This window comes from Neorhodopirellula pilleata, assembly GCF_007859915.1.
Lineage (GTDB): Bacteria > Planctomycetota > Planctomycetia > Pirellulales > Pirellulaceae > Rhodopirellula > Rhodopirellula pilleata.
Genome location: NZ_SJPM01000001.1, coordinates 411672 through 428157 on the forward strand (window position 1 = coordinate 411672; position 16486 = coordinate 428157).

The 16486-nt window shown below is 57.2% G+C and carries 3 protein-coding genes; all 3 read right to left on the reverse strand.

Annotation, left to right across the window (positions count from 1 at the left end; genetic code table 11):
* Positions 1 to 8 precede the first annotated feature (8 nt).
* From Pla100_RS01255 to Pla100_RS01265, 3 genes are read right to left on the reverse strand one after another with little or no spacing between them, the layout of a single operon-like run.
* Positions 9 to 3521: a non-ribosomal peptide synthetase gene (locus tag Pla100_RS01255; protein ID WP_146575877.1), complete on the reverse strand. Its 3513-nt coding sequence runs from the start codon at positions 3519 to 3521 to the stop codon at positions 9 to 11.
* Positions 3518 to 6700: a type I polyketide synthase gene (locus Pla100_RS01260; protein ID WP_231602541.1), complete on the reverse strand. Its 3183-nt coding sequence runs from the start codon at positions 6698 to 6700 to the stop codon at positions 3518 to 3520. The genes Pla100_RS01255 and Pla100_RS01260 overlap by 4 nt, the downstream gene beginning before the upstream one ends.
* Positions 6697 to 16302 carry a type I polyketide synthase gene (locus Pla100_RS01265; RefSeq protein WP_146575878.1) on the reverse strand — a complete coding sequence of 3202 codons (9606 nt, stop codon included), beginning with the start codon at positions 16300 to 16302 and terminating at the stop codon, positions 6697 to 6699. Before Pla100_RS01265 ends, Pla100_RS01260 begins: the two co-directional genes overlap by 4 nt.
* Positions 16303 to 16486 lie beyond the last annotated feature (184 nt).

The following is a 16486-nucleotide window of genomic DNA, read 5'->3' on the forward strand; positions in this document are numbered from 1 at the left end:
CACAGGATTCAGGAGGTGGGGCAAGAACTGGGGTGGGCCGGATTCAACTCGGGCGCACCAAGGTGTTGATGTAGATCGGCGATCGACTGGAATTCGAACAGCAATTCTGGGTTCAGCGGCTCGTCGCGCGGATTCAGTCCGGCGTCGTTTGCACGTGCGATGATCCGCAAACTGGTTAACGAGGCACCACCGAGGTCAAAAAAGTTATCGTAGATGCCGACCGGAGACACACCGAGTTCATCGGCCCAAATCTTCGCCAGCGCCGTTTGCCATGCGTTTCGCGGGGGAACATATTGATGAACGCCGCTCCGTGCGTTCAGGACCGGCATGGGCAACTTCGCGTAAGCGATTTTTCCCGATGCGTTGATCGGCAGGGATTCCAATACGACGACCCGACGAGGGACCAAGTATCGAGGCAACGTGGTGCGAAGTTCGGAAAGGATTTCCGCTTCGATGCTATCGGCGTGTTCGGCCAAAGTGGATCGGCGAGGGTCGTTATCGGTGAGCTGAACCCAAGCGATCAAGTCGGCCGACTTGCCGCCGTCCGAGGTTGTATTCTCGGTGACGTTCAATCGCACACAACTGATCGCGACCTGATCGAGTTGATTGATCGCGAGCTCGACCTCGGAGGTGTCGGCGCGGATCCCGTCGAGTTTGACTTGTTGGTCGACCCGTCCGAGAAATTCGAGGTTGCCGTCGGCGTTCCATCGTGCCAAATCGCCGGTGTCGTAAATGATTCCCGATTCAACAAAGGGATCATTGCGAAATCGAGCTCGGGTTGCATCGGGATCACGGTAATACCCGTCCGCCAAAATCGAACCACCCAGGTGCAAGTATCCGGCCGTTCCGAGCGGGCAAAGTCGACCTTCATTATCGAGCAGATACGCTCGTGTTCCGGGGCGGGGACGGCCGATCGGCGTGGTGCCGCGTGACCCGGCGGGGTCGACCTCATGAATCGTTGCGGTGATGACGGCTTCGGTCGGGCCGTAGGCGTTGAGAATTCGAACTTGGCGAGATTGCCACGCTTGAACCGATTTCCCGGGGAAGACGTCGCCCCCAAGAATCAGCAAACGTAATGATTCCAGCCCCGAGTCGTCGGCGGTTTGTTTGTCGCAATGTTGGAAGTAGGCGGGAGGCAAATTAACAATCGTCACGGAATGCTGATCGATCACTTGCCAGAGCGTTTCAGGTGACCACAGTTCGTTTCCGCGGGCGACAACACAGGCACCGACCGCCCATGCCGAGAACATTTGTTCGAGCGATGGGTCGAACGTCATGTTGCTGAACTGCAATACACGATCGTCGGATGTCATCTCGTAGACGCTGACCATCGAAACGATGTGTCGGGCGATCGCTTCATGCGAAACACAGACCCCTTTGGGAGTCCCGGTCGATCCGGAAGTGTGAAGCACGTAGGCGGGCGAGGTGGCCTGGGCCGTGCGACCGGCGAGTGCGTCCAATGACGACGATGACAAATCTCGATCGCCGTTCAAAACCGGAGCTAAGTCAGGCAGCCAGCCAACTTGGGTACCCTTATCGGTCGCCAGGTCGGCAACCTCGGATTGATCGGTGAATAAGAACTTGGCATCGCAAGACCGCATGACGCAATGCGTGTGAACGGCGGGGGCATCGACGTTGAGCGGCACGTAGACACAGCCCGCCTTCAAAATCCCAAGCAGAATTGCGGCCGAGGCCGGGCCGCGTTGATGGCAACAACCAACAAGGTCGCCCGATCGCAAGCCACGATCGATCAAGTAACCTGCGACGCGATCACCGGCTGCGTTGAGTTCCGCGTACGTTTGTTCTTCATCACCACAAACCCACGCGGTATGCTCGGGGCGTGAGTTTGCGTTCTTTTCCACCCATTGGTGAATCAGCGTCCCGTCCCACGTGGGCGGTTGATCGGTTTCACACAGGCGCATCAGTTCGCTGCGTTCTTGTGGTGAAACCAAGTCATACTGCGACAATCGCTTGTTCGGATCACGGGCGATCTCGCCGCACAGATGAACAAATTGATCGCCGATCCGCTTCGCCGTCGTCGGCGAGAAAAGATCGGTGTCGTACTTCAATGTTCCGACGAACGTTTTATCGGTATCGAACATCTCCAAGGTCAGATCGCATTGGCCTTCTTGTTGATCCATCGGGAAGGGACGGACCGGGAATCCTGAGATTTGGACCTGGGAATCGGTTTGATTCATCAATGTGGCCGCTTCACACAATCGCGGTTTTTGCAAACCGAACATGACCGTGAAAACGGGATTGCCGCTGGAGCGACGTCCGCTCGAGAAGCCCGGATTGACCTTGCCTTGATCTTTCGAATTCAGTGCCGCTTGACTGATTTTATCAACGATCGAAACGAACGGATAACTTTGGTGTTTCAACGCGCCGAGCACTTTGGCTTTGACGTTCGTTGCGAATTCCGCGAAAGTGAGTTCGTTGTCAACGTTCGAGCGAATCGCCATCGAGTTGACGAAGTAACCGATGACGGAATTGAACTCCGGTTTGGTTCGACCAGACGTTGTCGTTCCGACGATCAGGTCATCCTGGCCGGTGATGCGATGGAGCAATACCTTGAAGATCGCCATGGTCAACGCGAACGGTGTCACTCGTAGCGACTTGGATAACTCGCGAAGATCCGCCGTCAGTGACTCGGGGATCTGGAATCGAAGAGTCGCCCCACGGTATTCCGGTCTAGCCGGGCGTCGATAATCGGTCGGCAAATCGAGCGACGGCAACGGTCCGGCGAGTTCGCTCATCCAGTACTGCAAATCGTGCCGGCCTTCGACGCTGTTGATCCAGTCCTGTTGATGGATCGCGAAATCACTGTAGGTCGCTTGAGGGGAAGGCAACTTCGCGATCTGACCGCCGTGAACTTGCGCGAGAATCTGAAACAGCTCGTCTTGCAGGATCCAAAGTGACCAGGCATCAAAAACAATATGGTGCAAAGCGACCAACAAGACTTGTTCGTTTTCATTGATGCGGAACCAACGCACTCGAAGCAGCGGCCCGGTTTCCAGATCGAAGGGACGTTCGTACTCGGTCTTGACGCGTTGATCCAACGTGGCGGTGTCCATGTCACGGGCATCGACCGACGCGAAATCGACTTTGGCATCTTGGTGAATTCGACGTTTCAGATGGCCGGACTGAAACTCCATCGTCGTCCGCAGCGATTCGTGGCGTTGGACGAGAAGCTCCGCAGCGGTTTGAACCGATTGTTCGTCGACGGCGGCGACCACGCGGCAGGCCGAAGCGACGTTATACGCCGGGCTGTAGGGCGCCGACAGGTGCAAGAAGTACAAGGCTTGTTGACCGACGGTGGCCGCCTCGACGCGGCTTTCGTTCGATTTCGGAAGTTGTTCGTTTTGCAGAATCTCGATGAGTTGTTTTTTGAACTTGCGGAGCTGAGTCATCATCTCCGCATCGAGGGCGTTGTCGGGCGCACGGAACCGCAACATCTTGCCTTGGCACCAAAGCTCGACGCGACGCCGTTTGAGTTCATCATAAAGTTCGGCGGCGTTCATAACGCACCCTCCACCCAATCGTCCGATTGTTCCGCTCGTGGTCCCGCTTCGGCGATCTGTTGAAGGATTCGGTCCAAGAACGTTTCTAAGCTGATCGCCTCGAAGAACATCTCCAAAGGAATTTCGATCTGGAACTGGCTTTGCATTTCATCTCTCAATTCGAACGCCATCAAACTATCCAACCCCAATGCGTCCAATGATTTTTTCAGAGGAACCTCGTTGAGTTCCAAGCCCATGATGCTCGCAATTCGGTGATGCAGGAACTCGCGTAACAAGTCGGGGTCTTCACGTACCTCATCCAGATCCGCCTCCAGAACCGAAGCGTCGCTGGTTCGAATTTGAATCGGCTTGAGATGCATCGCTTCGATGCGAGCGACCGCTTGATCGTTTTCGTCTTGAATGATCAGACCGATTGACAGTTCGTCGTCTTGATTGATGTCGCCATCGACCGCTGCCCTGCGTGTCGCAACGACGGTCAGGATCTCATGGTCGGCCGGTTCGCGACAAAACTCAATGGAATCAAATCCGACCGGTACCCAAGTACGATCGACATCAGGAATCACCGAGGCGGCGACTTGAAAACAAGAATCCATCCACGCCGGATGGAAGCGATAGCCGTTGGCGTCGACGGCATCGGGAAGACACGCTTCACCCCAACATACATTCCCATCGGCGGACGCGGTGCGATTCCGCAATCCGGCAAATGCGGGGCCGTAATCGAGTCCATGATGACGCATCGATGCGTAGTGTTCGGTGGCATGAACGGGGACGCCATCGCACTGATCCATCAAAGTCTGCGTTGTCAGAATCGGAGCGTCGACGTGGCGTTGACTCAACACTTGAGGCGTCGGCGACTGAAAGTCGCCACCACGGATTCTTCCTGCGATACCCACTTCCGCCTGGGCGACCTTGGTCCAGCCCGATCCGTCCCGCATCGCAATGCGAACTCGACGGCATCCGGATGCCTCTTCGTCGACCGGCGCAACAATGATCTGCACGGTGCACGCCTGGTTCTTTCTCACTACAATCGGGCGGAGCAAACGCATCGATTCGATCGTGCATTTGGGCTCGCCCACCGATGCCATTGCCGCGAGTGTCAGTTCAACCATCCCGGCGGCGGGAAATAAAATGTTCCCGCGAACGACGTGGTCCCCGAGATATTCCAAACGATTCAGTTCGACCTCGAAGATCGTTTCATCGCCTGCGGTATCCAACTTTCGATCGAGCATCGGGTGGTCCGCCAGGATCCCAAGCGAGGCGTCTTTCGTTGTCCTGATTGCCGAACTGGATGCGGGCAGTTTGACCGGCAGCTCGTCCATCCAACGTTGAGTTCGCTGGAACGGGTAGGTCGGCAAATCAATCCTTTTCGAGGTCGGTTCAAACACAGAAGCCCAATCGATCGTGTCACCTCGCATGAATGCATCGGCCAGAGCCGACAACGTCGGGCTGGTGACACTGATGAGCGAACCTCGGGACGTCGGCATGGAGATTTCCGGCATGCTCGTTTGTCCGCTGGCAAATGCGTTCAATTTCATGACCAAGTCAGTGGTGGACTCGACCACGAATGCGACCCTATGTTCAAACACTTCGCGGGTCGTGGCGGCTGAATAACAGATATCCACCAATCGTTCGGGTACGCGCGAAAACTTGTCCGCAAACCTCTGGGCGTACTCCCGCAGGGCTTTGGGTGATTTAGCCGACAACACGAACAGACTTTCCGGGGAGGTTTCTGAATCGTGTTTGACGAATTCGCCCGAAATGGTGTCCGGACGTGTCGCACCTGGAGATAGCGGATTGGAAACCGGAGCGTCCGACAAGATCACATGTGCGTTGCTTCCGCCGAACCCGAACGAACTGACGCCGGCGACTCGCATCTTGGACGACCATCGTTGAGCGTGGGTCGTGATCTCGACCGGCCATTGCCAATCGATGGAGGGACTGGGGGCGTCGCAGTGCAGATGCGCGGGAATCGCGTTGTGTTTGATCGACAGGACGACTTTCAGGACACCGGCGATTCCCGCCGCACCTTCGAGATGGCCCATGTTGGTTTTCACCGAGCCAATCTTGAGTGGTTGATCGGGGCGGCGAGAGTTTGCAAAAACTTGCCGCAGCGCATCGACTTCAACCGGATCGCCGAGCGGCGTGCCGGTTCCGTGTGCCTCGATGTAATCGATTTGGTCGGGGGTCAACGAGGCGTCATTGATCGCTTCGCGGATGACGGCCTGTTGGGCATTGCCGTTGGGTGCGGTCAGCCCCACGCTGCGACCGTCTTGATTGACCGCTGTGCCGCGGACGACACAGTGGATCGTGTCTCCGTCACGGACCGCGTCTCGCAATCGTTTCAACAAAACGGCACCGCAACCTTCGCCGCGAACAAATCCATCAGCGTTGGAAGAAAACGTGTGGCACCGTCCGGTCGAAGATAACATTCCCGCTTGCGAGAAACTGATGCTCAATTCCGGTGCAAGGATGACATTGACGCCCATCGCGATCGCCATGTCGCAATCGCCATAACGCAAACTACGCGTTGCCAAATGCAAGGCGGTTAATGAGGACGAGCACGCCGTGTCGATCGCGACGCTAGGGCCACGCCAGTCCATCACATAGCTCAACCGACCTGCTGCCGCACCATGTGCATTGCCTGTGCTCAAGTAAGTATCGATCGAACTGAAGTCGCGACGATTTAGTCGATACAGGTAGTCGTTGCTGCAGATCCCGACAAACGCACCGATGCGTTGGCCTCGACTTTTGGCAGGGACGATTCCGGCATTCTCGAATGTTTCCCAAGCAATTTCCAACAGCAGACGTTGTTGAGGATCCAGCGTCGCCGCTTCGCGTCCGGTGATGCCGAAGAACCCGGCATCGAATTGGTCGATCGCATCCAACCAACCGGTTCGATTTGCCGTGATCCGTCCGGGTTGTTTTTCATGTTCGGCTTGCAAACTTTCGTCCCAACGGTCGCCGGACGCCGTTTCAACGGATCGGCCTTGATGAAGCAGATCCCAGTACTCATCCGGATTGGCCGCTCCGGGGAATCGACATCCCATCCCGATGACCGCCAACGGTTCACTCAACCGCTCGTGAACCCGCTGCATCCCCGCCTTGGTCTTACGGAGCGTTTCGAGAACGTTGTTGATATCGATCGAACGCGAGTCGTCAGGCGGCGGCAATTGAATCAAGATTCGGCTCCCCAGGTTTCGAATTGGTCGGTCAGATCGCCGATCTCTCGTAGCAAATCAGTGACTTCGTCGCGGTCGACGCCATCGGCGACCGAATCGGCTTGGATCTCGTTCATCTTCAGTGGTACATCTTCAAACGCCTCGGCCAGCGGACGCGAATTGTCCGATGGATCGTTCAATAGTTCGACGAGCCGTCCGGCCAAGGACCGCACGTCAGGGAAATTGAACAGCTCCACCGTGCTCATTCGAACGCCGAGCGTCGACTGCAAGTGATTGACCAGCTCCAACGACGTCAGCGAGTCCATCCCGAGGTCAAACAGCGGACTGTCGATGGGAACCGACTCGGCCGAAGGCATCGCCAGAGCCCCTGCAATGGCTTCGGTTAGGTGGTTCATCACCCGTTCGGCCTGCTCTTCTTGAGAATAGTCTGAGAAATTGCCTATCCAGCAAAGTTTTTCTTCGCGGAACGACCGGAATAATTCGGTTCTTTCGGAAAGTCCGGCGAACAGCGGGTCAGCCTTGAGGTGTTCAGGCAATTGCTCGATGAGCAACTTTCCGGCCGCGATCCTTGCCGGCACAGTTAATTGATGAGCGACATCGCCTTGGGTTGCCCCCAAGATTTGCTCCAATAGTTCGGCTCCTTCGTCGGGCATCAACATCCCGATCCCGGCGAGATCGCCTTTGCCGAGCCGATCTCGCTTGGCCGCCGATCCCACCCGAGCCCAAGGTCCCCAACCGATCGAAACGGCGGGTAGCCCGGCACGCCGTCGATGATCGGCCAAGGCGTCTAAGAACGCGTTCGCGGTGGCGTGGTTGGCTTGACCCGGTGATCCCAACCATCCCGACATGGACGAAAACAGCACGAACGAATCGATCGGATCGTCCAAGGTCGCTCGATGTAGATTCCATCCGCCCTTGGCTTTGGGATCCAAAACGGTTTGGAACAATTCCGTCGATTGCTCCGAGATCACGGAATCCTGCAAAACGCCCGCAAGGTGATAGACCGCCGTGATCGGACGCCCTTCGCTTCGGATTCGATCGAGCGTGGATTCAACCGAGTCCAATTGATCGATCGCCAACACCTCGACACGAACACGGGCACCGGCGCGATTCCAATCCTGCAGAATCGTCGCTTCCCGATCCGTCGGTTCTCGGCGGGTTAGCAACACGATGTCGTGAACACCACGCCGAACAAGCACGTCGCACGTCAGTAATCCCAAGCCACCTAAACCGCCGGAGATCAAATGGACGCCCGACGACGGTGCCGTGGCCGATTGTTCGGATACGTCATCACAGCGAACAATGGGCTTGCCCACGTTCAGCCCTTCCATCATCCAAGCGAACGCTTCCTCAGCATGATCGAGAGTGAACAACCGAGACGGAAGAGGATGGATCTCTTGGTCCGCTATCCGCTTCAATAAATCTTCCAAGCGACAGCGGATCGATCCCGGATGTGAGGCCAACGTTTGCGACAAGTCCAATGTGGAATAATGAATGTCGGGTCGGTTGGATTGAATTCGCCGAGTCAAGGTTTCGTTGGATAACGCGATATCGACGTAACGACCCTGAGGGGCAAGGCAACGCAAATTTTCGTCGACAAAGTCTTCTCCCAGCGAGTTCAAGACCACGTCCACGCCCCGACCACCGGTGAGACTCAAGATCGCGTCGGCGTAACCCAAATCTCTCGAATCGAATACGTGTTCCAGGCCGCCTGCGATCAAGAAATCGTGTTTCGACCGACTCGCCGTGGCGTACACGTTCGCACCGAGTGATCTGGCGATCTGGACGGCAGCCATGCCCACGCCGCCTGCCGCCGAATGGATCAATACGGATTGCCCGGCACTTAACTGGGCGATCGATTCGAGCGATTCCGACGCGGTCAAGAAGGCCACCGGCAAGGACGCCAAACCGACTTCGTCGATCCCTTCGCCGATCGGGCAAACCGAATCGACAGGCAATGTGACAAAATCAGCCAACGTATCCGGTGTGATCGCGACGACATGATCACCGACCGCAAACTCATCGATCCCTTCGCCAACCGACGCGACCACGCCGACGCATTCGGCACCCAGGGGCGGATTGCCGGGATAACTCCCCAACACATTCAAGACATCCCGAAAGTTCAATCCCGCGTAACGAATGCGTATTTCGATTTCACCCGTTTGCGGTTTGCGCCGTGGTTTCGCTTTGATCGTTAAACCGTCCAACGATCCACGCCGACGAATCGACAACTCGCGGCCTACCTTGTCGCTGATCCGAATAGGAAGATCGATTCGAGTTAGCTCGCGAACCCGACGGCCATGGATGTCGAGGCGTACTTCGCTACGGTCCGCAGCCGTGCCGACCAACTCATCGCACAACATCGCAAGAGCGTCATTCGAATCACCGTCAACAGCAACATCAATGCTCCGGCATCGCCATTGAGGATGCTCTAAGGTAGCCGTTCGCCAAAATCCGGACAGCGCATCGCTGATCATGCTCGAATCGCACCGCCGGGTGACCCAGTCGATTTGCATGTCGGGTCGACCAGACGGCAAAGACTCGGACCAGTTCTCGATCGTTTGCAATGTATCGAGGACGCACCGGCTGACAACCATCAGCCCGTCCGCCGGCGAATCAAACGCCGTGTCATCGATCTCCAGCATTAGCACCCAGTGGGTCGGACGCGAACGATCGCAGACCGCTTGGACCTGTTCGACGATCCGATCAGACGAAGTGACAGCCGGACGAGTGAACTCCACCGCGTCGATCATGGCAATCGCGTCGGAGTGGTGTTCATTGAGTTGTTGGATCAGTTGACGTTGACAATCACCGGTGCCGATTCCGACGAACCCGACCCGGCTTTCGGGTTGATTCTTGTCTTGTTGACGATGGGAACAAATCAAATGACTCGGTGAGGGCTGTTTTTCGTTGTCGACCGGGTCGATAAAACACGTGCCCTCGAAACCCGTGTTGCTCAGCAGTGATCGCCAACCATCGCACGACAACAAGGGGTAATCCGCACGCACGTCGGCGTCCGTGAATCGCCACCATCCATCGGTCAAACCGAATGTCAAATCCATCCATCGAGCCGGACGGGTGCCTTCGAGTACGATCAGACTGCCTCGCGGCGATAGCATCCGGGCGATATTTTGTAACGTCGTCGTCATGTCCGCCGTCGCGTGCAGCACGTTCGCGGCGATCACCAAGTCGTAGGTACCCAATCGAGAATCAAATCCCTGGGTGGCGGGATCGTTTTCAATGTTGAGAACTTGATAGTTCACAAATCCGAATTCTTGGAATTGCTCTTTCGCCGCGATGAAGAAACCGGGCGCGATGTCGGTGAAATCATAGCGGCATCGATCCGGCGGCAAACAAGGCAACACGGATGCGGTCGTCGATCCCGTCCCCGCTCCGATCTCGAGAATCCGCATTCCGCGTCCGGGCGGCAAGGCATCTACCATGCGTTGCACCGAAGTCGCCGCTAAATGATTCAGCCGTCGACCGCCGATCGAATCACGATAAACATGGGCGACGGTCGCTTGTCCGTCGCTCGGAAACAACAACGGCAAGGGATCCTTTCCCGTCCGCATGATCTCAGCCACTGACGCGGCGCATCGATCGAGCAAGACGAACTCGTTCTGGCCAGCGATCCGAGGCATTTCGGCGACCGTGGAAGTCGGAACGGCCTGGATCGTCCAACGCGTTTCGTCCGAATCGTGATCGGCATCGTCACGTCGTTGAGCGTCCCGCGTCAGCCATCTTTCCTCCGCCGCGATGGCGAGTATCCGATGTAGCAACCGTCCATGGGCGCGCAAGACGCCGGCCTGCGCGGAGAACTCGGATGTGGTGAAGGACCGACCAATCTCCCAACGTAGTCCCAATTCACTCAAAATATCGGCGACCCAACGACCGGCGAGGGCTTCGAGTGCGTTGCTGATCGTTAGCACGCCATGGTCCGCCTCAGGCATGCCGATGTACCAATCGACGTCGTTCAACTTGGGCGTGGGGCGATTCGCCGGTTCGGTCAAACGAATGCGGGGAACGAAGGTATCTTGGAACAGGCAATGTTGCGTATCGATCGGTGTGGTGGCTTGAACTTTCAAACCGACGATGTGGATTAAGACGCGATCGGACGACTCGCCGCTGATCCAGATTTCCGCCGTCGCGGACTCGTCGTCCTGCTCGAGAAGACTCGCCTGTACGTGAAGACGCCCGCTGAAATTGGACTCAACATCCGATGCGAATTCGATCCGTTGGGCACCGACCGGAACCCACGTTCGCGATCCCCACTGGTATCCTGCTGCGGCGATCGTCTGCAACGCACTGTCGAACAATCCGATACGATCGGTGTCGTCGGGACTTGCCGGCGCGATCACCGCGTCGACCCATTTGCCGGTCGCGCGAATCTGTTCGATACAGCGATACGACGGACCGTACTGCAAGCCGGCGTCGGCAAGTTGTCGGTAGTGTGTCGCGACGCACTGTGATTGCAATTGTCCGATCCGCGTTGCCGGCAAGGGCATCGACGGCATCTGGACAACAGAATCTTCCGATCGCACTCGCCAATCCGCATGGCGTTGCCAGCCGTTTTCGTGACGTACCGACCACTGGCCCGAACGCTGGTTCGCGTCCCCAGGTTTCAGACTCAGTTGGCTCGTTTTGGATTCGCCGGGCGACAAGACGAGCGATCGTTCGATTCGAACATTTTCCAACACCACTGGAGCCGTTGGAATTGAGCTTTTGGCCTGTTCTTGACCGGCCCGGCAAGCCCACCAAAAAATTCCCGCAGCGGGGAACACGATCGAAGACATCACTTGATGATCGATGAAATCGTCCGCCATCAAGACATTTTGGTAGACGACATCGTCGCCCGCTAGGTCCAAGCGAGTCCCTGGTGAATCGGTGCCACGGTGTGATTCGTAGGGAACTGCCGGCGGCGAAATTTGCAACCCGGGCGCAGAAGCTGGTTCTTCGGAGGACGGCGTGATCCAGTGGCGTGAGCGATCAAAGCAATAGGTCGGCAAACTGATCATTGGTGCTGGTGCTCCTAACGCCAGCCGCCAATCGATCTCCGCACCATGCAAGTATAACTTGGCGAGCGTCGCCCCGTGATTCGTTCCTGAGTCTGGATGATCGATGATGCCGGGCAACACGTCCAAGCCAAGTTTGGACGCGCGGGCCAACCCAGACAAGGTCGAGCCGGCTCCGATTTCCAGGCCGATCGTTGTGTCGTCCGACTTGCCAGCCTTATCGGCGGAGAGTGTTTTCAACGCCGAATCAAAACGAACCGTGTTTCGCAAATTACCACGCCAGTAAGCCGGTGTGGCCACTTCATCGCCCACCGGCAGACCTGTTTGCGACGAAATCATCGGTCGAGTCGGCGGACGCATTGGTATCGTTGCCGCGTAGGCTTCGAACTCGTCGAGCATCGGATCGATCAAGCGACTGTGGAATCCGTGTGTCGTCGCCATCGGTCGGGTCGTGATCCCCCGGTCGTTTAATACGACGGTTAAACGCTCGAGGGTTTCCGGCAGTGCCGCGATCAATGTTTGACGAGGACCGTTGACGACCGCGATATCCCAATCTTCGGTTCGACCTTGGCTTGCCTCTTCCAGTGCGGCTTGTGTATCGGCTTCACTTGCGAAAACCGCCAACATGCCGCCACGTTGTTGGATCGCTCCGGCAAGTCGGCTGCGGGTGTCGACTAACTTCAAGCCGTCTTCGAATTCGAACACGCCCGCGATCGTGGCCGCCGCGTATTCGCCCAAACTGTGGCCGACGACTCGGTGTGTTTCGATGCCGAGCTTTTGCCAAAACCGTGCGGTGGCAACCTGAATGGTATAGATCGCCGGTTGAATTTGGACATCGGACCAACCGTTGGCATCACCCCACACGCGAGATTTCAAATCATCGCCGGTAACGCGTTGATAGGACCTGGCGGCTTCATCGAACAAACGCGCGAAGGTGGGATTGGATTGATGCAACGACCGCGCCCAACCGGGATGAATGCCCCCTTGGCCGGTGAAGTAAAAATCCACGTGCGGATTTCGTTGAGCAGTCGCGTGAATCCAAGTCGCGTCGCGGGCGTCTCCGATCTTGGCTGCCCGGTATCGATAGTGACTGCGCCGGACGGCGAGAGAAAACGCGAGTGAAGTGTGATCCACTTGGGATGCGAGTGACTCGATCGATTCAATCTGTTGAGCGAGCGCGGGTTCCGATTTCGCCGACATGACGAGCGGATCGCCTTGGCGTGTGATCGTTTCTGGCTTCGCTGTCGCTGCCGGTGCCTCGGCGACGATCACGTGCGCGTTCGTGCCACTGAACCCGAACGAACTGACACCGGCAACCCGAGGGCGATCGACCTGACGTTTCCAATCAGTCGGTCGCGTGGGCACCGTGATGCTTTCATCCCAAGCGACGTTCGAATTGGGACGCTCGAAATGGATCTGCGGTGGCAATTGTTCGTGGTGCATCGCCAACGCGACTTTGATCAACCCCGCGATCCCGGCGGCGGATTCCAAATGCCCGATGTTGGACTTGACCGAGCCGACTTGCAAACGTGTCGAAGAACCGATCACTTCGCGGATCGCTCGCAGTTCGATCGGATCGCCCAGCGGGGTACCCGTTCCGTGGGCTTCGACGTAATCCAGATCCTCCGGCGATAAGCCTCCGTCGTGAAGAGCTTCGCGGATCAGTTCCGATTGCGCTTCTCGGCTCGGCGCGGTCAAGCCGTTGGTACGTCCGTCTTGATTGATCGCGGAGCCTTTCAAGACGCCATAGATTCGATTTCCGTCGGCGATCGCATCGTCGAGGGGCTGCAACAGGATCGCCGCGACACCCTCGCCACGAACGAATCCGTTGGCTTGATCGTCGAACGCGCGGCACACACCGGTCGACGACAACATGCCCGCTTTGGCGAAAGATTCGGTGGCTTCGTCGGAAAGAATTAAGTTCACGCCGGCGGCGATCGCATAGTCACATTCGCCGTTGCGGATCGATCGAATCGCTTGATGCGTGGCAACAAGCGACGACGAACACGCGGTATCGATGGTTAGGCTCGGGCCGCGAAAATCAAAAGTGTAAGAGATTCGTCCCGAAGCCATCGCGAGCGAGTTACCCGACGCGGAATACGCCGTCACCGACGACGCGTTGCTCAGTCGCAAGTAGTCCTGGTGACTCGAACCGACGAACACACCGACCGATCGGCCTTGCATGTGCGTGATCGGGATGCCGGCGTCTTCGAATGCTTCGTAAGTTGTTTCAAGTAGCAAACGATGTTGTGGGTCGATCGCGTCGGCTTCGCGGGGACTGATGCCAAAGAAACCCGCATCGAACTGATCGACTTGATTGAGATATCCGGCCCGGCGATAGGCGGCATCGAGGGAACTCGGTGACGAGGACCAGCGCATCACATTCGCCGCGTCACGAATCGCGTCCTGCCCGGAGCTTAGCAAGTCCCAGAACGCGTCAGGCGAGTCCGCCATGGGGAAACGACAACCGATCCCGATGATCGCAATGGATTGGCAGTCGTCGGAACGTTTGGATCGTTTAGATTGTTTAGATTGTTTGGGTAGATCGGATCGCGAAGACGGTGAGACCCCACACAGGAACGCGACGAGTGCGTTGATCGTGGGATATTCGTAAGCCAGCGTGGGTGGGATCTCGCGTCCGAGATACAGCGAAAGTTCTCCGGCCAATCGAACCGCACCGGGGGAATCGAGTCCGTACATCGAAAACGGCTCGCCGGGATCGATCGACTCAGCCGGCAACTTGACACGTTGAGCGACTTGCCGAACCAACCATTCGGTAAGCTTGGAAGCTTCGAGGTTGTTCTCGACCCGATCGGATCGATCGTCCCGAATGGAACAAGTCGTCGGCGTATCGATTGCTTGGTTTGAAAAGAGATCCCATCGATGCTCAACCCGCATTTCGTCGGCGAGGTATTGTCGTCGGGCTTCGCTTCGTTGCACCTTTCCGCTGGTCGTTTTGGGCAAGGCTCCCGGTCGCAACAGCAGGATCGAGATCGGCGGTAATTGATGTTCGTCGACGACGGCCTTTCGAATCGCATCGACGACCTCATCGGCATTCATCGTTCGCCGCGCCGACCGTCGCACTTCCTGAGCGATCACCAACGACTCGGTGCCGTCACGCGTGATCGAGAACGCGGCGCAACCGCCGGTCGCGGACGCATCGTGGGCCGATTCCGAGGTGCGTTCGATGTCTTGCGGGTAATGATTGACGCCGCGAACGATTAACAAGTCTTTGCACCGACCGGTGACATACAGTTCACCGTCTTTGGGATCGATCCACCCCAAGTCGCCGGTTCTCAAGTAGCGACGATCGGAACCCTCGAGGGTTGCTTCAAACGTTTCACGTGTCGCGTCAGGTCGTTTCCAGTAACCGGCCGCCACGGAAGGGCCCGAAATCCAGATTTCACCAGTCTGCGCCGGAGACACTTCTTTCAACGTGGCCCCGTCGACGATGCGGATGTCCATGTCCTCACGAGGCACACCACATCCGACCCAACGATCCGGAGTGGAGATCCGCACCGCTTCGTCACGCACGCTGCTGGTGACCAGCAAGGTTGTTTCGGCCATGCCGTAACAGGGGCAAAATTGCTGGTGCGAAAAACCGTACGGCTTAAATCGTTCGGCAAAACGATCCAAGACGTTCGGGTCGATCGGTTCAGCCCCGTTGAAGGCGACTTTCCATGCCGAAAGATCGAGGCCTTCCAGTTCCGAGTCGTCGATCTCGTCGACGCACAGACGGTAGGCGAAGTTCGGTCCACCACTGACTCGACCGTCGAACTGATCGATCGCCCGCAACCACCGAACCGGCTTTTGCAAAAAATCGATCGGCGACATGAACGTTAACGAAGAACCTAAGTGGAGCGGGTGCAACGCGTTGCCGATCAATCCCATGTCATGATGCAACGGCAACCAACCGGTCAGGTTGCAATCCTCGGTCGATCGGAAACTGTGTTGAATCAGCGTTTGGTTATGAATCAAGTTGCCGTGCGTCACCATGACACCCTTGGGCGTTCCGGTTGAACCGGACGTGTATTGCAAAAACGCGAGGGTGTCGGAGTTGATCTGCGGTTCAGCCCAATCGGCGTCGCTCACTCCGGATGATTCGACCGACTCGATGCTGTGCCACTGCACTTGCTTCGCATCAGCCATGGATTCTTGGACCGATTCGAGCAACCCCTGCGTCGTTAACGCGACCCGGACATCGGCGTCGGCGAGGATCGCGTGCAGCCGCTGGTCGCGTTGGTTGCGGCGTGGAGGATACGCGGGGACGGCGACGACACCCGCGTGGAGGCATCCGAAATAGGCGGTTAGGTACTCGCATCCGGGAGGAAATGCCAGCACGACGCGGTCACCGGGTGCGACCCGGTCGAGCAACCAGACGGCCATCCGCTGTGCCGCCCGCTGTAAATCAACATAGGAAAGCGTTTGGATATCGAAGTCGGCGGCGTTCTTCCCCCGACGTTCGGGCTGGTCGGATCGCGGCTTCAGGAACCGATACAACACGGCGTCATCACGTCGATCCACTCGGTCCCGCAGCAACTCGACAAGAGTGCGCGGCGTGGAGCGAGGTGGCTTGCTAAGATCGTTCATGAAGACGTTAAGAGCCCAAGATGCTATTTTCGCTGGGACGAGCCTTCGTCGGCGCGGCTGTGCGTTAATTTAGGCCGAGAAGGCAATTTATCACACCCCGTTCGGGGTGTAATTTGGTTGATCGCAGGCCACGATTGGTCAATTTCGATTCAACCGTCAGAATTCACACTGTTCCTTCACCCAT